This window comes from Mycobacterium heidelbergense, assembly GCF_050205645.1.
GTDB classification, from domain to species: Bacteria; Actinomycetota; Actinomycetes; order Mycobacteriales; family Mycobacteriaceae; genus Mycobacterium; species Mycobacterium heidelbergense_A.
This window is the reverse complement of record NZ_JBNMQT010000006.1, coordinates 17,930-38,523: the sequence shown is the minus strand read 5'-3', so window position 1 is coordinate 38,523 and position 20,594 is coordinate 17,930. Positions and strand designations below refer to the sequence as shown.

At 67.8% G+C, this 20,594-nt stretch carries 20 protein-coding genes and 1 pseudogene; 12 read left to right on the top strand and 9 right to left on the bottom strand.

Annotated features, from left to right (window positions below; translation table 11 throughout):
- Window positions 1-36: 36 nt before the first annotated feature.
- Window positions 37-1,494 carry a flavin-containing monooxygenase gene (locus tag ACQI5H_RS08215; protein ID WP_427078907.1) on the bottom strand — a complete coding sequence of 486 codons (1,458 nt, stop codon included), beginning with the start codon at window positions 1,492-1,494 and terminating at the stop codon, window positions 37-39.
- A gap of 68 nt (window positions 1,495-1,562) precedes the next feature.
- Here ACQI5H_RS08215 and cobG point away from each other — a divergent pair, with 68 nt between their 5' ends.
- The 4 genes from cobG to ACQI5H_RS08195 are packed head-to-tail and all read left to right on the top strand — an operon-like array spanning window position 1,563 to window position 5,165.
- Window positions 1,563-2,663 (top strand): precorrin-3B synthase, encoded by a 1,101-nt coding sequence (gene cobG, locus ACQI5H_RS08210; protein ID WP_427078906.1) that lies wholly within the window; start codon window positions 1,563-1,565, stop codon window positions 2,661-2,663.
- A 16-nt stretch (window positions 2,664-2,679) separates the two neighbouring features.
- Window positions 2,680-3,306 carry a precorrin-8X methylmutase gene (locus ACQI5H_RS08205; protein WP_427078905.1) on the top strand — a complete coding sequence of 209 codons (627 nt, stop codon included), beginning with the start codon at window positions 2,680-2,682 and terminating at the stop codon, window positions 3,304-3,306.
- Complete coding sequence (locus tag ACQI5H_RS08200; protein ID WP_427078904.1) at window positions 3,303-4,781, top strand: precorrin-2 C(20)-methyltransferase; 1,479 nt, start codon at window positions 3,303-3,305, stop codon at window positions 4,779-4,781. Before ACQI5H_RS08205 ends, ACQI5H_RS08200 begins: the two co-directional genes overlap by 4 nt.
- Before the next feature lie 15 nt (window positions 4,782-4,796).
- Window positions 4,797-5,165 (top strand): STAS/SEC14 domain-containing protein, encoded by a 369-nt coding sequence (locus tag ACQI5H_RS08195; RefSeq protein ID WP_427078903.1) that lies wholly within the window; start codon window positions 4,797-4,799, stop codon window positions 5,163-5,165.
- On the opposite strand, the gene ACQI5H_RS08190 is transcribed toward ACQI5H_RS08195, so the two are convergent.
- Window positions 5,166-6,695, bottom strand: coding sequence for a PPE family protein (locus ACQI5H_RS08190; protein ID WP_427078902.1), 1,530 nt, complete (start codon window positions 6,693-6,695; stop codon window positions 5,166-5,168).
- Between ACQI5H_RS08190 and ACQI5H_RS08185 the strand changes: the two are divergent.
- Both ACQI5H_RS08185 and sigC read left to right on the top strand, forming a co-directional pair.
- A pseudogene (locus ACQI5H_RS08185) lies at window positions 6,654-7,514 on the top strand (DUF2275 domain-containing protein); the annotation flags it as partial. The gene ACQI5H_RS08190 and the pseudogene ACQI5H_RS08185 sit on opposite strands and share 42 nt — an antisense overlap.
- A gap of 135 nt (window positions 7,515-7,649) precedes the next feature.
- Window positions 7,650-8,204, top strand: coding sequence for an RNA polymerase sigma factor SigC (gene sigC, locus ACQI5H_RS08180; RefSeq protein WP_233148105.1), 555 nt, complete (start codon window positions 7,650-7,652; stop codon window positions 8,202-8,204).
- Here the strand turns inward: sigC and ACQI5H_RS08175 are convergent.
- From ACQI5H_RS08175 to ACQI5H_RS08160, 4 genes are read right to left on the bottom strand one after another with little or no spacing between them, the layout of a single operon-like run.
- On the bottom strand, window positions 8,201-8,926 hold the full coding sequence (locus ACQI5H_RS08175) for a cobalt-precorrin-6A reductase (protein ID WP_427078901.1): 726 nt from the start codon (window positions 8,924-8,926) through the stop codon (window positions 8,201-8,203). The two genes, sigC and ACQI5H_RS08175, sit on opposite strands and share 4 nt — an antisense overlap.
- Window positions 8,926-9,681 carry a precorrin-4 C(11)-methyltransferase gene (gene cobM / locus ACQI5H_RS08170; protein ID WP_427078900.1) on the bottom strand — a complete coding sequence of 252 codons (756 nt, stop codon included), beginning with the start codon at window positions 9,679-9,681 and terminating at the stop codon, window positions 8,926-8,928. Before cobM ends, ACQI5H_RS08175 begins: the two co-directional genes overlap by 1 nt.
- Window positions 9,678-10,847 (bottom strand): precorrin-6y C5,15-methyltransferase (decarboxylating) subunit CbiE, encoded by a 1,170-nt coding sequence (gene cbiE, locus ACQI5H_RS08165; protein WP_427078899.1) that lies wholly within the window; start codon window positions 10,845-10,847, stop codon window positions 9,678-9,680. Before cbiE ends, cobM begins: the two co-directional genes overlap by 4 nt.
- Window positions 10,844-11,593, bottom strand: a complete 750-nt coding sequence (locus tag ACQI5H_RS08160; protein ID WP_427078898.1) for an SDR family NAD(P)-dependent oxidoreductase — start codon at window positions 11,591-11,593, stop codon at window positions 10,844-10,846. Before ACQI5H_RS08160 ends, cbiE begins: the two co-directional genes overlap by 4 nt.
- 35 nt (window positions 11,594-11,628) lie before the next feature.
- Here ACQI5H_RS08160 and ACQI5H_RS08155 point away from each other — a divergent pair, with 35 nt between their 5' ends.
- The 4 genes from ACQI5H_RS08155 to ACQI5H_RS08140 all read left to right on the top strand — a co-directional run bounded on the left by ACQI5H_RS08155 (window position 11,629) and on the right by ACQI5H_RS08140 (window position 14,598).
- Window positions 11,629-12,039 (top strand): F420-dependent biliverdin reductase, encoded by a 411-nt coding sequence (locus ACQI5H_RS08155; RefSeq protein ID WP_427078897.1) that lies wholly within the window; start codon window positions 11,629-11,631, stop codon window positions 12,037-12,039.
- A gap of 465 nt (window positions 12,040-12,504) precedes the next feature.
- A complete protein-coding gene (locus ACQI5H_RS08150) occupies window positions 12,505-13,278 on the top strand; it encodes a hypothetical protein (RefSeq protein WP_427078896.1) in 774 nt (257 codons plus the stop codon).
- 243 nt (window positions 13,279-13,521) lie between these two features.
- The gene (locus ACQI5H_RS08145) at window positions 13,522-13,980 is read left to right on the top strand and encodes a hypothetical protein (protein WP_427078895.1); all 459 of its coding nucleotides are present in this window, start codon (window positions 13,522-13,524) and stop codon (window positions 13,978-13,980) included.
- 129 nt (window positions 13,981-14,109) lie between these two features.
- Entirely contained in the window at window positions 14,110-14,598 is a 489-nt protein-coding gene (locus ACQI5H_RS08140; RefSeq protein ID WP_427078894.1) for a hypothetical protein, read from the top strand.
- 74 nt (window positions 14,599-14,672) lie between these two features.
- On the opposite strand, the gene ACQI5H_RS08135 is transcribed toward ACQI5H_RS08140, so the two are convergent.
- Complete coding sequence (locus ACQI5H_RS08135) at window positions 14,673-14,936, bottom strand: hypothetical protein (protein ID WP_427078893.1); 264 nt, start codon at window positions 14,934-14,936, stop codon at window positions 14,673-14,675.
- Window positions 14,937-15,590: 654 nt separating this feature from the next.
- Between ACQI5H_RS08135 and ACQI5H_RS08130 the strand changes: the two genes are divergently transcribed.
- Together ACQI5H_RS08130 and ACQI5H_RS08125 are read left to right on the top strand one after the other, a co-directional pair.
- Window positions 15,591-16,778 carry a DUF5631 domain-containing protein gene (locus tag ACQI5H_RS08130; protein WP_427078892.1) on the top strand — a complete coding sequence of 396 codons (1,188 nt, stop codon included), beginning with the start codon at window positions 15,591-15,593 and terminating at the stop codon, window positions 16,776-16,778.
- A 76-nt stretch (window positions 16,779-16,854) separates the two neighbouring features.
- The gene (locus tag ACQI5H_RS08125) at window positions 16,855-17,175 is read left to right on the top strand and encodes a DUF2563 family protein (RefSeq protein WP_427078891.1); all 321 of its coding nucleotides are present in this window, start codon (window positions 16,855-16,857) and stop codon (window positions 17,173-17,175) included.
- Here the strand turns inward: ACQI5H_RS08125 and ACQI5H_RS08120 are convergent.
- Both ACQI5H_RS08120 and ACQI5H_RS08115 read right to left on the bottom strand, forming a co-directional pair.
- Window positions 17,172-19,427 carry a prolyl oligopeptidase family serine peptidase gene (locus ACQI5H_RS08120; RefSeq protein WP_427078890.1) on the bottom strand — a complete coding sequence of 752 codons (2,256 nt, stop codon included), beginning with the start codon at window positions 19,425-19,427 and terminating at the stop codon, window positions 17,172-17,174. The genes ACQI5H_RS08125 and ACQI5H_RS08120 overlap by 4 nt on opposite strands.
- A gap of 25 nt (window positions 19,428-19,452) precedes the next feature.
- Complete coding sequence (locus tag ACQI5H_RS08115; RefSeq protein WP_427078889.1) at window positions 19,453-20,580, bottom strand: M24 family metallopeptidase; 1,128 nt, start codon at window positions 20,578-20,580, stop codon at window positions 19,453-19,455.
- Window positions 20,581-20,594: the final 14 nt, after the last annotated feature.

Below are 20,594 nucleotides of genomic sequence, written 5' to 3'. Positions count from 1 at the left end.
CGTGGCGACGGTAAGGCCCCGGGAACGTCCTGACGCTCAGGCGGTGCGCACCTCGAAGTGCGTCGGCTCGGGTCGTCGCAACAGCTCGCGGTGGGTCTCGGGCGTCCACGGGAAGAGCTCCGGCAGACCATCCTTGCCAAGGTACCAACTGTTGCAGCCGGTAACCCAAATCGTCTGCGGCATCGCCGCTTTCATGCGCTCGTTGTATTCCTTGGTTGCCGCCTCGGTCGGAGCGGCTGTGCGCACCGCTCCGTCACGCAGCTGCTCGATCCACCACATCACGTAGCCGGCCTGGTCCTCGGCGATCGGAACGAGCGACTGGTTGCCGATCGGCGAATGCGGCCCCATCAGCATGAACAGATTGGGAAATCCCGGCACCGCGATAGACCGATACGCCATGGGACCGTCCTCCCAGACCTCGTCCAGGGTGATTCCGCCCTCCCCGATCACCTCGAGTGGGCGCACGTAGGCGCGCGCGTCGAATCCGGTGGCATAAACCAGCATGTCGAGTTCATGTAGCGTGCCGTCGGCGGTGACGATGCCCCGCGGCTCGATGTGGTCGATCGAGTCGGTGATGATCTCGACTCCGGGCTTTTGTACGGACCGGTAGAAATGCCCGGCCATCACCTGCCGCTTGCACATCGGTTGGTAGCTGGGAGTCAGCTTGGCCCGAAGCTGCGGGTCGCGCACCGACAGCCGCAGGTTCCATCGACACCAGGCCTGGATCTGACGGCGCTGCCAGCCCGGGCGGATCGGTGCCACGCCGAACCAGTGCCGCATCAGCCACCCCCAGAAGCGATAGGGCAGACCGTTCAGCGCCGGCCACCGTGACAGCGCCGCCTGAGCCAACTTCGAATAGCGCGGGTTAGGGAATGGATATACCCACTGCGCGGTGCGCTGAAAGACTTTCAGCTGGCGCACCTTGCCGCCGAGCTCCGCGGTAATCTGCACACCGGTCGAACCGGTGCCGATCAGGCCGATCCTCTTGTCCGGCAACGAAACCGAGTGGTCCCAGCGCGACGAGTGAAAGGCAGGGCCAGCGAACGTGTCCCGTCCGGGGATGTCCGGATAGCGGGGCACCCGCAGGACCCCCGTCGCGGTGACGAGCACGTCGAAAGTCTCCTCACCGTCGGGGGTGGTGAGCCGCCACGTCCCGTCGTCATATCGGGCCGCGGTGACGACGGTGCCGAACCGGATGTGCGGACGGATGCCCCGTTCGTCGGCCACCCGCTGGAAATACGCCTGGATCTCCGGACCCGGCGGCAGCCAGTGCGACCAGTTGGGATTCGGCCGGAACGAATAGGAGTAGTAGCGCGACGGGACATCGCAGGTAAGTCCGGGATATGTGTTGTCGCGCCACGTGCCGCCCACCTCGTCGGCCTTCTCGAAAATGGTGAACGAGTCGATGCCGGCGTCCTGCAGCTTGGCGGCCATGCAGATGCCGGACATCCCGGCGCCGATAATCGCGACCTTCACTGGGCGCTTATCTGGCATGGCAATCACCCGACCTCTCGCTGGCCTGCACGTTACGCCGGAAAGTCGCCGGGTCGTACCGTAAACGGATGGCCAGATCGCGCGACACGGACGGTTGCCCGGGCGCACTGCAGGCGCACCAGGCGGCCGATGGCGCGCTGGTGCGCGTCCGGCTACCCGGCGGCATGATCACGGCGGCCCAGCTGGCGACGCTCGCCGGTACCTCGAGGCGGTTCGGCTCGGGAACGCTGGAGCTGACCTCCCGCGGCAACGTGCAGTTGCGCGGGATCACCGACGTGACGCCGGCGGCCGAGGCGATTGCCGGCGCAGGACTGTTGCCGTCGACAACCCACGAGCGGGTCCGCAACATCGTCGCGTCGCCGCTGTCGGGCCGGGCCGGCGGGCACGCGGACCTGCGCTCCTGGGTCGGTGAGCTGGACGCGGGGATCTGCGCCGAACCCCGCCTCGCGGAGCTCGGGGGCCGGTTCTGGTTCAGCCTCGACGATGGCCGCGCCGACGTGTCCGGGCTGGGGGCCGACATCGGCGTGCACATCCTGGGCGACGACTGCGCGCTGCTGTTGACGGGGCGGGACACCGGGATCCGGCTGGCCCCGCGCGACGCGATCGAGACACTCATCGACCTGGCGCGCCGGTTCGTGGACATACGCGGAAAGGCGTGGCGCATCAACGAATTAGACGATGTCGCGGAACTGCTCCCCGGCGCCGCGCTCGGTGACGCCACCTTCTCGCCCGTCACCCGGGCACCAGTGGGTTGGATCAACCAGGACGACGGCCGGGTCGCGCTCGGTGCGGCCGTGCCGCTGGGGGCCCTGCCCGCAAGCGTCGCGGAGTATCTCGCCGCGATCGAGGCGCCGCTGGTGGTCACGCCGTGGCGGTCCGTACTGGTGTGCGACGTGGAGGAGGCCGTCGCCGACACCGCGCTGCGGGTCCTCGCCCCGTTGGGGTTGGTGTTCGACGAGAACTCCCCCTGGCTCAACGTCAGCGCGTGCATCGGCAGCCCCGGCTGCGAACACTCGGCGGCCGACGTGCGGGCCGACGCGGCGCTGGCGCTCGACGCGGATTCGGCCGTGCATCGTCACTTCGTCGGCTGCGAACGCGCGTGCGGCAGCCCACCGGCCGGCCAGGTGCTGGTCGCCAGCGGACAGGGCTACCGGCTGCTGCGGGGCTAGCGCTTAGGGTGAGCACGTGCTCGACTACATCCGCGACGCGGCGGAGATCTATCGCCAGTCGTTCGCGGCCATCCGCGCCGAGGCCGACCTTTCGCGATTTCCGGACGACGTGGCGCGCGTCGTGGTTCGGCTGATCCACACCTGCGGACAGGTCGATGTCGCCGAACACGTCGCCTTCACCGACGACGTCGTCGCGCGGACCAGCGCCGCCCTGCAAGGCGGCGCCCCGGTCCTGTGCGATTCGTCGATGGTGGCCGCCGGGATCACAACGGCGCGGCTGCCCGCCGACAACCGGGTCGTGTCGCTGGTGGCCGACCCGGGCGCGGCCGACCTGGCGGCGCGCCGGCAGACCACCCGCTCGGCGGCCGGCGTGGAGCTGTGGGCCGACAGGCTGGCTGGGGCGGTGCTGGCTATCGGCAATGCACCGACCGCCCTGTTCCGGCTGCTCGAACTCGTCGACGAGGGCGTGCAGCCGCCGGTCGCGGTGCTGGGCGGGCCGGTCGGCTTCGTCGGGTCGGCGCAGTCCAAGCAGGAGCTGATCGAGCGTCCGCGCGGCATTTCGTATCTGGTGGTCCAGGGTCGCCGGGGCGGCAGCGCCATGGCGGCCGCGGCCGTCAACGCGATCGCGAGCAATAGCGAATGACGTCCCGGGGCAGGCTGTGGGGCGTCGGGCTTGGCCCCGGCGACCCGGAGTTGGTCACCGTCAAGGCCGCCCGGGTGATCGGCGAAGCGGACGTGGTGGCCTATCACAGCGCCCGGCACGGCCGCAGCATCGCGCGCGGCATCGCCGAACCGTATCTGCGGCCCGGCCAGATCGAGGAGCACCTGGTCTATCCGGTGACCACCGAGGCGACGGATCATCCCGGCGGGTACGCCGGCGCGATGGAGGACTTCTACGCCGATGCCACCCGGCGGATCGCCGCGCACCTCGACGCGGGACGCAATGTGGCGCTGCTCGCCGAGGGCGACCCGCTGTTCTACAGCTCGTACATGCACCTGCACACCCGGCTGACGCAGCGGTTCGATGCCGTCATCGTGCCGGGTGTGACGTCGGTGAGCGCGGCATCGGCGGCCATCGCGACACCGCTGGTGGCAGGCGACGAGGTGCTGTCGGTGCTGCCGGGCACGCTGCCGGTCGCCGAGCTGACCCGCCGGCTCGCCGACGCCGACGCCGCCGTGGTCCTCAAACTGGGCCGGTCGTATCACGCTGTGCGAGAAGCGCTTTCGGCGTCCGGGCAGCTCGACGGCGCGTTCTATGTGGAGCGTGCCAGCAGCGCCGGGGAACGCATCCTGCCCGCCGCCGACGTCGACGAGAACAGCGTGCCGTACTTCTCGCTGGCCATGCTGCCGGGCGGACGCCGTGAGCGGCAGTCGGCGCGTGAGGGCACCGTCGCGGTGGTGGGCCTGGGCCCCGGTGACCTCGACTGGATGACGCCGCAGAGCCGACGCGAGCTGGCCGCGGCGACCGATCTGATCGGCTACGGCGGCTACCTGGATCGCGTCCCGGTCCGCGACGGCCAGCGACGCCACCCCAGCGACAACACCGACGAACCGGCGCGCGCGCGGCTGGCGTGCACGTTGGCCGAGCAGGGACGCACCGTCGCGGTGGTGTCGTCGGGCGATCCGGGAGTCTTCGCCATGGCCACCGCCGTGTTGGAAGAGGCCAAACAATGGCCGGGGGTGCAGATCCGGGTGATTCCCGCGATGACCGCCGCGCAGGCCGTCGCCAGCCGGGTGGGCGCGCCGTTGGGTCACGACTACGCGGTGATCTCGCTGTCGGACCGGCTCAAGCCGTGGGATGTCATTTCGTCCCGGCTGGCCACCGCGGCCGCCGCCGATCTGGTGCTAGCCATCTACAACCCGGCCTCGAAGTCGCGGACCTGGCAAGTCGCCGCGATGCGCGACGTGCTGCTCGCACACCGCGAACCCGGCACGCCGGTGGTGATCGGCCGCAGCGTTTCTGGTCCCGACGAAGACGTGCGCGTCGTGCGGCTGGCCGATCTCGACCCCGCCGAGATCGATATGCGCTGCCTGCTGATCGTCGGATCCTCGCAAACCCAGTGGTACTCAGACGATTTCGGAGACCGAGTGTTCACGCCGCGTCGCTACCCGGCCTGACGGAAGGAGAAATCGATGATCGAACTGCTGTCGGACGTGCCCGAGGGTGTGATTGGCATCCGCGTGTCGGGCCGGCTGAGCGGTGACGAACTGCGCGACGTCAGGCCCGCTATCGAGGAGCTGGTGAAGGCCGGCGAGATCCGGATCGTGGAGGTCATCGAGCCGGATTACGAGGGCTTTGGGCCCGGCGGGTTGGTCGAGGACATCAAGCTGGGCTTGGGCACTGTGCTGCCGCATCATTCGGCGTTCAAGCGAATCGCCGTCGTGTCCGACAAGGAATGGGTCGCCCATACCCTGCACGCGCTGGCGTGGCTGGTCCCCGGGGAGCTCGCCCTGTTCGGCCTCGACGAACTCGAGCGCGCCAAACAGTGGGCCGCGGGCTGATTAATCCTGGTCCCAGCTGCTGGGCATCATGGGCACGGTTGGGCCGTCGCTCAACCCTTCGCCGGTCACGGTGATCAGCCCCGCGGGTTGGGGTCCATCGGATTTGGCTGCGGCCCCGGCAAATCCGAGCGGTCCAGCGCTCTGCGCGGAGGCCCAGGCGGCCTCCGGATCCATGAATTCGTACCGGTACCCGAGGTCCTTGGCCGTTGCCCCGCGCCGTCGGCGGGACCGGGCTTGCTTGTCCGCTGCCGCGGCGGCCGGTACGTCGACGTCGTCGGGCGCCGGTTCCTCGGACTTGCGGCGTGCCCGGCTTTGGGCGCTACTGCGTCCCGACAGTCCGGACAGTCCCACGGCATACAGCGAGTCGGAGATGCCCGCGCCGATTCCGTCGGTTGCCGTAGGGCCGAAGCCAACTCCGGGTCCGCCGCCGACCGGACCGCCACCCATCGGGCTAGCGATGCTCGGCGCGGTAGTCGGAGTCGTCGCAATGTTATTCACCGTCGTGGGCGCGCTTGCGGTACCGATTGCCGGAGCCGGCGTGGTGGCCATCGGCGCCGGCGGTGCCGTTGCCAACGGCACGCTCACCGCCGGCGCAGCAGCGGCGGCGGCACTCACCGCACCGGCGACAGCCGCGGCCACGCCTGCGGCAGCGGCGGCGGAAACAGCCGCGATCATGACCGGAGCAAGCATTACTCCCAGCTGAGCCGCCTGTACTAACGGCCAGACGAGCATCAGCGAGTGAAAGATGAACCAACCCAACGCTGTGGCCAGTGCGGGGCTCATGCCGGGAATTTGCATGAAGAAGGAGGACACCGCGTTGGCAAATGGAACCGCGTCAATGGGCCAGCCGTCGGGGTATATCTCCTTCCCGAGCGGCCAGAGGACGTTTTGGGTGAAGTCCGAAAGTGCCTTCGCTAGCTCGTCCTGCCACGAGGTGGCGGTAGGAGTCTCGGAACCGGTATTCGCTGCCGCTGCCTGGACCTCGCCGCCCGGAGTGACTATCTGCGGCGCGGGCGTCGTCGCGGGAACCGCGGCCATGGCGGATTCGCTGACGGCCTGGTAGGTGGTCATCGTCGTGGCTGCCTGCACCCACATGCGCGCGTAATCCGCTTCGTTCACCGCGATCGGGATGGTGTTCACGCCGAAGAAGTTGGTGGCGACCAGGACGGCGTGGGTGGCGTGGTTTGCCGCGAGCTCGGCCAGCGTCGGCATGGTGGCCAGCGCGGTGGTGTAAGCGGTGCCCGCCGTCGTGTGCAATGTTGCCGCCGTCGTGCTCTTGGTGGCGCTGTCGATCAGCCAGCTCAGGTAGGGGGCGTGTGCCGCCACGTATTGTTCGGCGCTGGGGCCATCCCATGCGCCACCCTGCACGGCGCCGAGTAACGCAACGAGTTCGTCTGCTGCCATGACATATTCGCTGCCCAGGGAAGTCCATGCTGCCGCCGCGGCAAACAGCGGCCCAGGTCCCGGGCCGCTGCTGAGCAATGTCGAATGCACCTCCGGCGGAAAGGCGATCCAGATCGGGGCGGTCATCGTCGGCGGCCTTCGAGCGGAAACACGGATACCTCTTCGATGAGTGGGGCTGCTTGCCTCCAGTGGTCGGTTTGCCGAGCGGTTTGGTTCCCCGCCATTTTTCGCGCGCCCTTTGCGCGCGGACCGGGCATGCGCAACGATGCAGGGATGCGGTGTGACGTTGCCCGTGAGGCGCTTTCCGCGCGATTGGACGGCGAACGTCCCCAAGTACTCGCGCAGCAGGTCGACGCGCACCTGGAATCGTGCCGAAGTTGCCGCGCCTGGTTGATCGGCGCGGCGGTGCAGACCCGCCGGCTGGCCTCGATGGAGCCCGGCGACGCACCGGACCTCGTCGACAAGATTCTGGCGAGCGCCGCCGCCGAGTCCACCGCGTATCAGCGCGCGATGCGCTGGCTGCGATCGCACTATCGGCGCTGGGGCCTGATCGGTGTCGGCGCGTTCCAGGTCGCGATCGCCGCAGCCCAAATCAGCGGAACCAATTTCGGCATGGTGTCAATGCACATGCACGGCGCGATGTCCGGAGAGCATCTGATGCACGAGTCCACCGCGTGGCTGCTGGCGTTGGGCCTGGCGATGATAGCCGCCGGAATCTGGCCCGTCACCGCGATCGGCGTCGCGGCGATCACCGGCGTGTATTCGGTCGCGCTGTTGAGCTACGTGATCGTCGACGCGTTCAACGGCGAGGTCACCGTGGCACGCATCGCCAGTCACGTGCCGGTGCTGCTGGGCCTCGTATTCACGTTGCTGGTGGCGCGGGAGCGCGCCGGGTCGAATCGGCCGCGCAGGCGCGACAGCGATGCCGACATTGAGCACCCCAGCCCACCCGCAGCATCGGGTCACGCTCGGCGCCGTGGACACCTATGGCCGATCAATCGGTCGTCTCCAGACCCCCTTGCCGCCTCTACGACAACCCGTCGTAGACTCGCCGTGCCCGCGCAACTAAGGTGGTTGGCCATGACCGCGTCAAGCGACGACGAGGCCGTTACCGAACTCGCATTGGCGGCTGCACGCGGGAATGCTCGAGCGCTCGAGGCGTTCATCAAGGCCACCCAGCAAGACGTGTGGCGCTTCGTCACCTATCTGTCGGACGCGGGCGTCGCGGACGACCTGACGCAGGAGACGTACCTGCGGGCAATCGGTGCCATCGAACGGTTTTCCGGACGCTCCACCGCCCGAACCTGGTTGCTGGCCATCGCCCGTCGTGTCGTCGCCGATCACATCCGCCACGCCCAATCGCGGCCGCGCACCGCGCCCGGTGCCGATCCCGAGCAGGTGCTCAACGGCGACCGCCACGCCCGCGGCTTCGAAGACCTCGTCGAAGTGACGACGATGATCGCCGGCCTCACCGCCGAACAACGCGAGGCCCTGCTGCTCACCCAGCTGCTGGGGCTGCCCTACGCCGACGCCGCGGCGGTGTGCGGTTGCCCGGTGGGCACCATCCGGTCGCGGGTCGCCCGCGCCCGCGACGCGCTGCTCGCCGATGCCGAGCGCGACGACCTGACCGGCTAGTACAGCCGGGCCACCCAGTCGGCCGCCTCTTGCACGGTGCCCACCGCTGTCACCCCGGCCGGCAGCGGCGGGCGCGCCACCATCACCACCGGAATACCCAGCGCGGCAGCGGCATCCAGCTTCGCGCGGGTCATGTCGCCGCCGCTGTTCTTGGTGACCAACGCGTCGATGCGGTACTCGCGCATGATGGCCAACTCGTCGTCGTAGCGATACGGGCCGCGGGACAGCAGCAGCTCGTGGTGGCGCGGCAGCGCGGTGGCGTCGGGTTGGGTCACCGCGCGGATCAAGAACCAGGCGGCGCTCCCGGCGAATGCGTTGACGCCGGAGCGACCGGTGGTGAGAAAGATGCGTGAATAGCGTTGCTGTGCAACGACTTCAGCCGCCTTGGTGTCATCCGACACGATGATGGCGTTGTTGAGATCCCACGGCGGGCGGGCCAGCACGAGGTGGGGTATCCGTAACTCGGCGCACGCTTCGGCGGCGTGGGCGGTCATGGTCGCCGCGAACGGGTGGGTGGCGTCGACGACGGCGTCGATGCGCTCCTTCTGTAGCCATCGCCGTAGGCCGTGCACGCCGCCGAATCCGCCGATGCGTACCGGCCCCACCGGTAGCGCCGGGTCCGGTACCCGGCCGGCCAGCGAGCTGATGACGTCGGCCTTTGGGTGCAACGTTTTCGCCAGCGCACGGGCCTCGGCGGTGCCGCCGAGCAGCAGCACCCGCATCAGTGTGGGCCTTGGGCGCGGCGTGCGGCCGAATACAGGTAGCTGTCGGTAAATCCCTCGGCGGCCAGCACGTCGCCGACGATGATGACCGCGGTCTTGGTGATGTCTGCGTCACGCATTTGCGTGGCGATGTCGGCGAGCGTGCCTTTCAGCACGGCCTGGCGCGGCCAGCTGGCGAAAGCCACTACCGCGGTGGGCGTTTCGGGTCGGTAGCCGCTCGCTAGTAGCTGCTCGACGATGGCGTCGATCTGCGCTGCGGCTAGGTGCAGTACGAGGGTGCCGCCGGATTGGGCGAGGGTGTGTAGGTCTTCGCCGGGCGGCATGGCCGTCGACAGCGTTGACACGCGGGTCAGCGTCACGGTTTGCGCCACCCCGGGAACGGTGAGTTCGCGTTTGAGCGCAGCCGCGGCCGCAGCGAAAGCCGGCACGCCCGGAACGATTTCGTAGTCGATGCCCAGCGCGTCGAGTCGGCGGCATTGTTCGGCGAGGGCGCTGTAGAGCGACGGGTCACCGGAGTGCAACCGGGCAACGTCGTGGCCCGCTTTGTGCGCGAGTGCCAGTTCGGCGATGATCTGGTCGAGTGTCAACGGCCCGGTGTCAATGATTTTCGCGTCGGGCGGGCACAGGACCAGTAGCTCGTCGGGCATGATCGAACCGGCGTAGAGGCATGTTTGGCAGCGCTCGAGCAGGCGCTGGCCGCGGACGGTGACCAGGTCGGCCGCCCCGGGGCCGGCGCCGATGAAGTACACCGTCATGGTTTGGTCACCGTCCACTGCGTGACCGGGTGCTGCGGGCGCCACCCGGTGAAGCCGCCCAGCGGCTCGCCCCTGTAGTGCTGGAAGCGCCGCAGCTGGCCGCCGAGGCGTGAATACGCCTGCAAGAGAATGGCTTCGGACTCGGTGGTGACGGTGTTGGCGACCAGCCTGCCGCCGGCGGGCAGGTTGTCGAGGCACGCGTCGAGCAGCCCCGGCTGGGTCAGGCCGCCGCCGATGAAGATCACCGACGGCGGTGGGGCACCGTCGAACGTGTCGGGGGCTTCGCCGCGCACGTCGATTTCTACGCCGGAGGCGGCGGCGTTGGATTCGATGTTGAGGCGCCGTTGCTCGGCGCGTTCGAAAGCCACCGCGCTGCAGCCCTTCCAGCGCAGGCACCACTCGACCGCGATGCTGCCGGAGCCCGCGCCGACGTCCCAGAGCCGCTCGCCCGGCCGCGGCTGCAGTGCGGCCAAAGTCACCGCGCGGATTCCGTGTTTGGTGATCTGCCCGTCGTGGGCGAACGCGTCGTCGGGCAGCGGCGATGTGCGTTCGTCGGGCAGGTAGCGGACGGCGACGACGTTGAGATCGTCGATGTCCGTGGGTGCGTCCTCGGCCCACTGGCGGGCGGTGCCGTCGCGGCGGCGTTCGGCTGGGCCGCCGAGCTGTTCGAGCACGCTGTATTCGGAATCGCCCCTGCCGTGTGAGTTCAGTTGTACCGCAAGCGCTTTCGGCGTGGACGCGTTTTTGGACAACACGATCGCCTGGCCGCCGCGGCGCACCGCGGTGTGCGGCTGCGCGGTGACCAGGCTGATCACCTCGGTGTCGTGAACGTTCCAGCCCATGCGCGCGCACGCCAGCGTCACCGCTGAGATGTGCGGGAGCACCCGCACGTTCTCGGTGCCGTACAAGCGGATCAGGGTCCCGCCGATGCCGTGTGTCAGCGGATCGCCGCTGGCGACGATGTGGATGTCGTCGTCAAGCGGCAGCGCCTGCAGAGCAGGCAGCAGCGGCGAGGGCCACTCCCGGCGGGCGGCGGCGACGGTGTCGTCAAGCAGGGCGAGTTGTCGTTTTGCGCCGTAAATTGTTGTCGCCCTTTGTAATTCGGCGCGCGATGCCGGCGCCAGCCCGGCCATGCCATCGGCGCCGATGCCCACCACGGTGATCATCGCGGCATCCTGCGCCACACGAATTGCGGCAGCATCCGCATCACGACGGACGCGGGCCCCAGCGCCCACGGGATCCACACCGTGCGCCGGCCCTTGGCGAGCGCACGCGCGGTCGCGGCGGCCACCTTTTCCGGGGTGGTCGGGAGCGGCGCGGGGGCCATGCCCTGGGTCATGCGTCCGATGACGAACCCCGGGCGCGCGATGAGCAGGTGCACCCCGGTGCCGTGCAGCGCGTCGGCCAGGCCGCTGGCGAAGCCGTCCAGGCCCGCCTTCGCCGAGCCGTAGACGTAGTTGGCGCGGCGCACGCGTGCGCCGGCGATCGAGGAGAAGACCACCAGCGATCCTGCGCCGGCCGTCCGCATTGCGGCGGCCAGATGCGTGAGCACGCTGACCTGGGCGACGTAGTCGGTCTGCACGATGGCGATCGCGTGGGTGGCGTCGGCCTCGGCGCGGGCCTGGTCGCCGAGGATCCCGAAGGCCAGCACCGCGGTGCCGATGGGGCCATGGTCAGCGATGATCGAGGCGACCAGCGGGCCGTGCGAGGCGAGGTCGTCGGCGTCGAATTCTCTGGTGTGCACCGCCGCGGCCCCGGCTTCGGTTAGCGTCGCCACCTGCTCGTCGAGCTGGTCTGCTCGGCGCGCGGCCAGGATCACCGTCTTTTCCGGAGCCAGGCGCCGCGCGAGTTCGATGCCGATCTCGCTGCGGCCGCCCAGAATTAGTACCGGACCTGCGCCCGTGTCATCCACGGCTGCGATTATGACCTGCGCTAGCGTGGGCGTTGATGGCGAACACCACTACGCGGCTCACGGACGACGCTTTGGCGTTTCTGTCCGAACGTCATCTGGCGATGCTGACCACGCTTCGCGCTGACAATTCGCCGCATGTGGTGGCCGTAGGCTTCACCTTCGATCCCAAGACGCATATCGCGCGGGTCATCACCACCGGCGGATCCCAGAAGGCCGTCAATGCCGACCGCGGCGGGATGGCCGTGCTCAGCCAAGTCGATGGGGCTCGGTGGCTGTCGCTGGAGGGCCGGTCCAAGGTCAACAGCGAAGTCGACGCCGTCCGCGACGCCGAGCTGCGCTATGCCCAGCGCTACCGCACCCCCCGGGCCAACCCGCGACGGGTGGTCATCGAGGTGCAGGTGGAGCGGGTGCTCGGGTCGTCGGATCTCCTCGACCGAAGCGAGTAGTTCGAGGGTCGGCGGGTCGGCCGTCCCTCGTGGCGGCGCGGGGCCAAGTGAATTGACCGGCGTCAAAGCCGTCGTTAGCCTCACAATCAGCGGACACGGGGCACAATATAGGTCGGACCTGCAGTATTCGGGTACCGAAAATGCTGATAGCTGAGGAAGGGTAGCGATGGTGATCGGCACTGGTTTGGCTGCGCCTGGCAGTGAACCGGTCGCGCTGGGCGAGCAGCCATCCCTGCGTAATTCGGCTGATCATCCTTTTAACCGGTTCCACGCCACAGTGCCCAGGAGGGCGTGATGGGTGGGGGCGACGGCCGGATACAAATAATTCTCGATCAGCTCGCACAGCTGAGTGATTCGCCGCCCCCGCCGGGCATCCCGCCCGATCCGCTTGCTGCCGGTCGCTCGTACATCAGCCAACTGCTGAAAATCCTTGGCATGGCGTCAAATAGCGGCGATCCCGGTGACATGACCGCCGCGCAGGCCGGTTATGACGAGCGTGGCATGAAAACCGGTGACGCCCTTGCCAAATTCCCTGCCAACGAAGCAGATTCATCGGCGAAGCTGGCCGCCTCTGGCGGTCAAAACGAGATGTCGCAGATGCTCCAGCAGATCCCGCAGATGGCGTCCGGCCTTGCCGGCAGCCTCTCGGGTGCTCTCGGCGGCTTGCTGCAACCGCTGGGTCAGATGACGCAGCAGGTCGCACAAATCGGGCAGCAGGCGATGCAAGCAGGTATGAGCGGGCTGCAGCATGGCACGGGAGCTGCGGCGACTGGTGAGGCCATTCCGGGTGAATTGCTCGGGGCCAAAGGGGGTGCCGGTGAGCTTGGCGGTGGCGGCGGTGGCGGTGTAGGCGGCGGCCTGGGCACCACGCCTACTGCAATGCTTGGGCCGCTTCCCGCCCCGTCCGCCGGTACCGAGCCCGCCTCGGCGCACAGCGCTACGCCGCCGCCAGCCAACGCGTCGGCGCAGCCCGCGGTGCAAAGGGGCGCGATGGGCGCGATGCCGATGATGCCGCCGGGCGCCATGCACGGCGCAGGCGGGACGGGCAGCGATGCAAAGGCCGACACCAAACGGGTCGTTGCCCCGTCCGTAAAGAACGGTGCCCCCGTGCAGGGCCGTATCACCACGCCCCCGCCGACACCCGAGGTGACCAAACGCGGTGAGGGCAAACCGATTGCGAGTCGGCGGATCCTGCTGCCCGACCACAAGCGCGAAGACGACGGGGAATCAGGTCGCTAAGGCAGTCGATGCCTGGGCGTTGGTTACGGCAGTCGGAATCAGACAGACTTTCCAGGAAAGTGGGACTTCCGGTCATTCGCCAGCTGCCGCTTTGACGTCGACCGTGCCCGAACAGTGACTATTTATATAGTCCACAGACGATACGATCAGGACGTGTCGGAAGTCCCCCCGCCTCCAGCCGTTTCGGCTTTCCCGCCCCCGTGGCCGCCCACGTCGCCGGCCCGGCGAACGCGGCAGTGGCCGATGTTCGCATTGCTGACGGTAGCTCTCTTTATAACGCTCGGTGTAGCAATCGTTGGCTGGTTTCGACCTGTACCAGCCAAACCCGAGGCTGCGTCTGCGCCTACGTACTCCAGCCAACAGGTCGCTGGCGCCAAGTCAAAGGTATGCGCGGCTTTTGAGAAGGCGGATAGCGCAGTCAAGGCGACCAGTGCTCGCGATAAGGGTTCGGAATATGCCACACAGCTGGCCACCGCAGTGAATGTACGCCAATCGTTGATCGCAGGTAGCCAATATCTACTAACGACACTCAACAACGAGCCAGCGACCCCGTCTGATCTTGCATCGAATATCCGTAGCCTCGCGAATGCGTACCAGTTGCTCGCGATCGAATTGCAGTCCGATGCCCCCGATTCTGAAAAAGACCCAACGGTGCGTTCAGGCGATGAAACGACTGCCACGCTCCGGAATATGTGTAAATGAATTGTGAACTCGGTGACGGTGACTACCGTGATCGCGGATGGACGATACGATCAAATCGTGCCAGATCTGCCCCATCCGCCCTCGTTGGGCGCTCCTTCGCTACCTCCTTGGTCACATGCAGGAGCGAGTGTGACTGCACGCCGTACGCCGTGGGCTGGATTTGTCGCGTTGCTGGTCGCGCTGCTGGCACTGGGCGTCGCGATAGCTTCTTTGTTTCGTCCGTTCCCAGCCAACAACCAGTCCTCGCCACCACCGACGACGAGCTATAACGATCAACAGATCGCCGCCGCGAAATCCAACGTATGCGCCACCTATCAACAACTACGCCGAGCGCTTGATGTGGCTGGTGGCCGGAACGGCAGCAGCGACTCGACTGCGAGTCTGGCTGTCGCTACAGCTTCGCGACAAGCCCTCGATGCCGGCAGCCGGTACCTTCTGACCGAACTTGCTGAGCAACCAGCGACAACTCCTGAACTTGCGACGGCAGTTCGGAAGCTAGCTGATCTGTACCAGGAAATAACAGTTAGTTACCTCGCCGACGCTAGTGATTCCGAACTAAACCCATTGCGTCAGGCCGCCGAACAGCCAACAGCAACAATCGACAGGTTTTGCAAATGATTTTTCCTCCCGGCGAATGGTCGTTCTTGCTCGTTGGTGATCAATGGCCTGATGACCAAGATCTGATGGCGCTTTCACACGGCAAGATGAATCGCGGACAGATCAAAGCTGGATTTATGCACTTCGCTGACATGCTTCATAATGCGCAAACCGGTCCGCTCGCCGAACAGCACGGCTATACGGCTGATGATCTCCGCAATGCTTTCCGCCAAGGTGAGGATCAAGCGCGGCGGATTGCCGAAAAGAACGGCACCAAGGAGGGCGCGTACAGCACTGCCTACGACAGCATGGAGAGTCTCCAACACGATCTGACCAATTTGGCTAACGAGGGTAATCAACGGATCAAAGAGATCCAGGACTCCAAAGAGCCCGTGGCAGCTAAGGTGCCGCAGATTGTGGCCGCAATAAACCAGTATCGAGCCCTGGCCGGCCTTGCTGCCGCGAAATATAGTGGCAATGTCTTTGATGCGATGCAGCGGATCCTTGACGACGAGAGCACGGGGCAGTCAGCTCGTCAGTTCGCGCAATCCCACGGCCTTGATGTCGGGCAGATGTTTCGACCGCCAGGGAACCAAGAGGAGTTGGCAGGACAGGTCCGGGGAATGCTCGACAAATCGGGTTCGCTGGGTTCGGCTGCAACCACCGGGGACCCTGCACCACCAGGAGCGCCCCCGCAACCAGTTCCCGACTCGCTGATGGCCACAAATCAAACCGGTTACGTCCCGCCAGGACCGAAGCCCACGGCGCCCGGAGTCCCCGCACCCCCGCCCGCACCCCAGTCACTACGTAACGTCGCTCAAGCTGGGGTGACCCCAAATCCGCCTCCGCTTCCCGGTACGACGCAAGCCGGATCCTCTTCATTCTCAGGAACATCTGTTGCTTCTGCTTCATCGATGCCAAATCCGTCGCTACCGGGTGCACCGCACGTTTCGGCACAGCCTGTAGCCGCCACACCCTTGACCGGCGGCACGCCAATGGCGCCGACGGGCCCTGTGCAAGGCACGACGCCTGCGCAATTGCTGCACAGCTTCGACCAGGGGCTGCAGACAGGCGCGCCGTTCTCGAATGCGGCCGCGGCGATGCCGCCGCCCCAAATGGCGCCGACAGACCCCACGGCCGCGACGACGCCGTCGGCCGGCGCCAGCGTGGGTGTCCCGGCAACCGCGCAGGGGTTCGATGCACCAGCTCCCGTCGCGCACACGCCAACGGCCGACGCGACGCCCGCGCCGCAGGTGGTGGCCGGGCCCGCCGCCACGGGAGGATCGATCGCGGCCACACCCCCGCCGTCGGGTCCGCTCCCCGCGTACGCCTCCGACATCAGGCCCTCGATCTCGGCGGCCACAGCACCCTCCGCGCCGCCGAGCGCGCCTTCGACGATGCCGGCTTCGGCGCCGGTCCAACCCGCAGCCGGGCAGGGCACCCCAGCCCAGCCCACCGTGGTCCGTCGAGAAGCCGTGCCGATGCCGCAATCCTCACCGTCGAGCCTTGGCTCCCAGGCCGTCGCGGCGACGGCAACCGGCGCGGTTGCGGGCGCGGCATCGGCCAACGCCACCGCACGGGCCCGCTTGCAGCGACTGGTCTTCGCCGTCGCCCGCCAACAGCCCCGGCTCGCATGGGCAGCCGGTGACCGCCCCGACAACACCACCGTGTTGGCAACCGATCTGGCAAGCGGCTGGATCCCCCCTGGCATCGATCTCCCATCCGCGGTCAAGCTGCTGCCACCCGAACGACGCCGAGGCGATCTCGAGGCTCTCCTCGGCGAAGTCAGCGTCGCCGCCGGCTACACACCCATCCACCACATCCCCGAGGACGACGAACCAGTCGTTACGTCGCCGCGAGCTCGGCGGCTACCGGACATCGACGAACTCGGCTGGGAGCTCAACCAAGCGACCCAATGGCGAGACGGCTTGCCGCGGCTTGCCCACACGCTGGCCAAAGCGGCATCCGCGGGTACTGGCGTGTTGGACAAGGAGGTCGACCAGCTCCACGAGCACCTGGCCACGATCAGCGCCCGTGTCCTCGACAACTATCCCGAGCACGTCGATCCCAACGACATTGGCAACTGGCAGCTGCTGGCCGCCATCGATGCACTCATCGCCGGCGACAAGACATCCGCCAACTATCACCTCGCGTGGTTCAAGGCCTGCAGCACAACGACAATCGGCCAAGCCCTCCGCTGAGCATCGGTGGCCAGCAAGGTGAATTGACGCGCAAATCCTGCGCATTAGAGTTACACCTGTTCGGAAGGGATTCGCGATGGAAATCGACACGGGATTGCTGCATTCGGGCGGCAACGAGTCGCACCGCGCGGGCGGGCATGCCCAAGAGGCGGCGGGCCACCTGTCGCGGGGGCCGCTGACGCCCGGGATGTTCGGTCAGTTCGCCGCGGCCGAATCGTTTCACGAGGCGGTCACGTCGGCGCATGCCCAGCATGTGAAAACCCTGCAGACACACCAGGAAACGCTGACGACGGTCGGCAAGAACGCACACGCGGCCGCCAGCGGGTTCACGGAAATGGAGGAGCACAACGCCGCGCAGCTGCGAGCGGTGCGGCCCGGCTCCGCCACATCCCGTTAGCGAGCCGGCTCCCCCAACGTGATTCGGTGCCGTCCCGGTGAGACGGCCACCGTCGGCCCCGCCGGCTCACCGTCGAGTCGCACCTGAACCCCGGCGGGGAGTTTGCCGAGCGTGATCCGCGCTGCGGAATCGGTGGCGACCGTGATCGTCGACGACGGCAACGACGCCAACCCGGCACGCCGCAGATCGACTGTGAGGCTGGCGACCCCGGTGAGCCGCAGCGTCAGATACGGCAGCGGGTCGACGGGCAATCCCACGCGCCAATCCAGCTCGCTGTACACGCCGGGCGACGGCTCGAAGTTGAGGATGACGCCGCGGTGATGCCGAACGGTGTGCGTGGGGTCGGGCCGGGCATACGACCGCGCGTCGACTTCCGCGATGGCCCCGCGCCGCGCCGCCACCGCAGGATCAGCAGCCAGCTCCGAGAGCCACCACGCCCGATCGGGCCCGATACCCAGGTCGGCCCGCACTAGCTGCGGGTACCACGCGAACGTGATATGCCCCGGATCAGCTTGGCGCTCACCGGTTCCCATGTGGGCGACCGGATCCTCGAACTTGTCCTGAAACACCCAGGCGATGTGATCCTCGAACGGATACACCGTGAACCGGTGGCGGTAGCCGAGGCGGTCGAGTTCGAGCACCTGCTCGGCGGCCGAGGCGAACGGCACCAGTTCGTCGACCAGCCCGTGGGCAATGACATACGGCAGCCAGCGGGCGTTCACCAGTAACTTCCACGTGTCGCCCTCGCGGGCGCACGGCGAATTCAGGTCCAGGTCGGCGGGAATGTCGACGTCGGGCAGCAGGCGCACGCCGCATGTCGGCGGACCGGCCAGCACCACCGCCTGCGCGAACACCTCTGGATAGGTCAATCCGAACTTGTACGCCGCATAGCCGCCCATCGAATAACCCGACACCACAGTGCGATTGGGGTCGGTGCCCAGCTGTTCGGCCACCCGCGCCCACACTTCCCACACGTCGAGCTCGCCGGTGTCGAAGTACCAGGTCGACGGACCACGGGCCAGTGGCGTGACCACAACCGAGTTACGCCCCTCGCACACCTCGTGCAGCAGGCGCGGATCAATAGCGGCAAACTGGCTCTGCCCCAACGCAAGCGAGTGCAGCAGCAGGGTCAACGGCAGACCCGGCGCGTACGTCGACGGCAGGCATACGGCATACGGCTGGACCCGGCCCAAGAATTGCGGCTTGGTGCTCAAGATATTGTTGGCCGCCCAGCCTTGCTCCACGCCCTGCCCGAGCTCGACCGAGGACACGTACCACAGCGTCGACGGTCCGGTGATTACCGCTTCGGGCGTGTTTTCACCGGCGGCCAGCTGGTCCCACTTCACCGTCACCGAAAACTCCGATACGTCGCCACGGGTCAGGGCCGCGGCCTGGGCGGCATCGGACCAGAAGTTCAGGTGCGGCGGCTCCTGCTCGTTGGTGCGAAACGCCACGTTGTAGACGTTGGGCTGTCCGGGCAGCGCGCCATGCCCGGCCGGCACATCGGCGAACCCGTCCCCCGCGGCATTGGCCAAACCCGCGACCAGCCGCACAGTCCAGCTGCCGGCCGGGTCCACCAATGCCCGCGGAACCTGCGCCACGAACGAACGCGACGCCATGTCGACGCTCTGCTGCACCGGCGTCCTAACACCAGTGGTCAGGTCGATCAGCGTGGCGCTGCGGCCCGAGACGAGCAGGGCCCGGTCGATGCCCGCCGAGCGGACACCCGCCCCCGCCGGCCACTGCTCCGGCGCCGCCCGGCTGGGGTCGGTGTCGAAGGCGAACATCGCGATCGGCACCGAGCCGTCCACCAGCGTGTTCCAGTCGATCCGCCACCACGTGTCGGTCTCGGTGAGCCCGATGGCCACGCGAAAGATGTCGGCGCCGTTGCCTGCGGCGGGGCCGTCGGGATAGACGTAGGTGCCGCGCGGCGGCGTCTGGATTTTCAGGTCGCCGACCGGCAGGCCCGTCGCGCCGTGGTCGTCGTAGAGGAAGTCGGTCCAGAACAGGGCGCCGCCGGCGACGCGGCCGCTACCGCAGGTGCGCGGGAAGTCCTCGCCGAATGGCCATCCGGCCGGCGCCGGAAGTTGCGGCTCGGGCCGACGCGCCGCGGGCGGCGCCCCCTCGGGCATGCCGTCGATCACGATGAGCTCGGCGGGCGGCGCCGGCTGGGGCGAGACGGGGTGCAACACCGCGTCGGTGACGTGTCGTGCAATGCGGATCGGAAGCAGGGCTAGGTCCAGGATTGACACCACGCCCAACCTACGCGCCCGGCCGTTATGGCACCGGTACCACGACCAGCTCGTGCGGCCGGTTGTTGACGGCCAGCGCGCCGTCCTCGGTCACCACGACGATGTCTTCGATGCGCGCGCCCCAGCGGCCGGGGAAATAGATGCCCGGCTCGATGGAAAACGCCATGCCCGCGGCCAGCGGCAGGTCGTTTCCCGCGACGATGTAGGGCTCTTCGTGGACCGAGAGCCCAATGCCGTGCCCGGTGCGGTGCACGAAGAACTCCGCGAGCCCGGCGTCGGCCAGCACGTCGCGCGCGGCGGCGTCGACCTGCTCGGCCATCACCCCCGGACGCACCGCGTCGAACGCCGCGCGCTGGGCCCGCTGCAACACCGAATACTGTTGGGCCACATCGTGTTTGGGTTCACCGATGCTGTACGTACGGGTGGAGTCCGAGTGATAGCCGGGCTCGTAGGCTCCCCCGATGTCGACGACGACGATGTCGCCGATCTCCAGTTCACGATCCGAATAACCGTGGTGCGGGTCGGCGCCGTGCGGCCCGGAGCCGACGATGATGAACGCCACATCCGAATGCCCTTCGGCCACAATGGCTTCGGCGATGTCGGCGGCGACGTCGGCCTCGGTGCGGCCTGGGCGCAGAAACTCCGGCACCCGCGCATGCACCCGGTCGATGGCCGAGCCGGCCTTGCGCAGCGCGTCGATCTCACACTCCTCCTTGACCATCCGCATCCCGCGCAGCACACCGGTGGCCAGCACCGGCAGCACGCCGAGCACACCGGCCAGCGGCAACAAATGCCCCGCCGGCATGGAATCGGTGACGGCCGTCGCGACGGGGCCGCCACCCAGCGCGGCGCCCACCAACCGGTACGGATCGTCGCCGTCGACCCAATCACGCACCGCCAGGCCGAGTTCCGGAATGGCCGATCCACGCAGCGATGCCAACTCCAGCCGCGGCACCACCACCGTCGGCTCACCGGAGGCCGGCAGCACCAGCGCGGTGAGCCGCTCGAACGTCTGCGCCCGCGACCCGACGAGGTAGCGCAGGTCGTAGCCCGGCGTGATCACCAGGCCGGCCAACCCGGCGTCGGCGGTCACCGCGGCCGCGGCGGCCAGCCGGCGGGCATACACCGCGGCGTCGAATCGGTCAGAATCCATGGCAGCCAGGCTAA

Coding starts and splice junctions, on each gene's coding strand:
- ACQI5H_RS08215 (WP_427078907.1), bottom strand. CDS start 1,494: ATGCCAGATAAGCGCCCAGTGAAGGTCGCGATTATCGGCGCCGGGATG.
- cobG (WP_427078906.1), top strand. CDS start 1,563: ATGGCCAGATCGCGCGACACGGACGGTTGCCCGGGCGCACTGCAGGCG.
- ACQI5H_RS08200 (WP_427078904.1), top strand. CDS start 3,303: ATGACGTCCCGGGGCAGGCTGTGGGGCGTCGGGCTTGGCCCCGGCGAC.
- ACQI5H_RS08195 (WP_427078903.1), top strand. CDS start 4,797: ATGATCGAACTGCTGTCGGACGTGCCCGAGGGTGTGATTGGCATCCGC.
- ACQI5H_RS08190 (WP_427078902.1), bottom strand. CDS start 6,695: ATGACCGCCCCGATCTGGATCGCCTTTCCGCCGGAGGTGCATTCGACA.
- sigC (WP_233148105.1), top strand. CDS start 7,650: ATGACCGCGTCAAGCGACGACGAGGCCGTTACCGAACTCGCATTGGCG.
- ACQI5H_RS08175 (WP_427078901.1), bottom strand. CDS start 8,926: ATGCGGGTGCTGCTGCTCGGCGGCACCGCCGAGGCCCGTGCGCTGGCG.
- cobM (WP_427078900.1), bottom strand. CDS start 9,681: ATGACGGTGTACTTCATCGGCGCCGGCCCCGGGGCGGCCGACCTGGTC.
- cbiE (WP_427078899.1), bottom strand. CDS start 10,847: ATGATCACCGTGGTGGGCATCGGCGCCGATGGCATGGCCGGGCTGGCG.
- ACQI5H_RS08155 (WP_427078897.1), top strand. CDS start 11,629: ATGGCGAACACCACTACGCGGCTCACGGACGACGCTTTGGCGTTTCTG.
- ACQI5H_RS08150 (WP_427078896.1), top strand. CDS start 12,505: ATGACCGCCGCGCAGGCCGGTTATGACGAGCGTGGCATGAAAACCGGT.
- ACQI5H_RS08145 (WP_427078895.1), top strand. CDS start 13,522: ATGTTCGCATTGCTGACGGTAGCTCTCTTTATAACGCTCGGTGTAGCA.
- ACQI5H_RS08125 (WP_427078891.1), top strand. CDS start 16,855: ATGGAAATCGACACGGGATTGCTGCATTCGGGCGGCAACGAGTCGCAC.
- ACQI5H_RS08115 (WP_427078889.1), bottom strand. CDS start 20,580: ATGGATTCTGACCGATTCGACGCCGCGGTGTATGCCCGCCGGCTGGCC.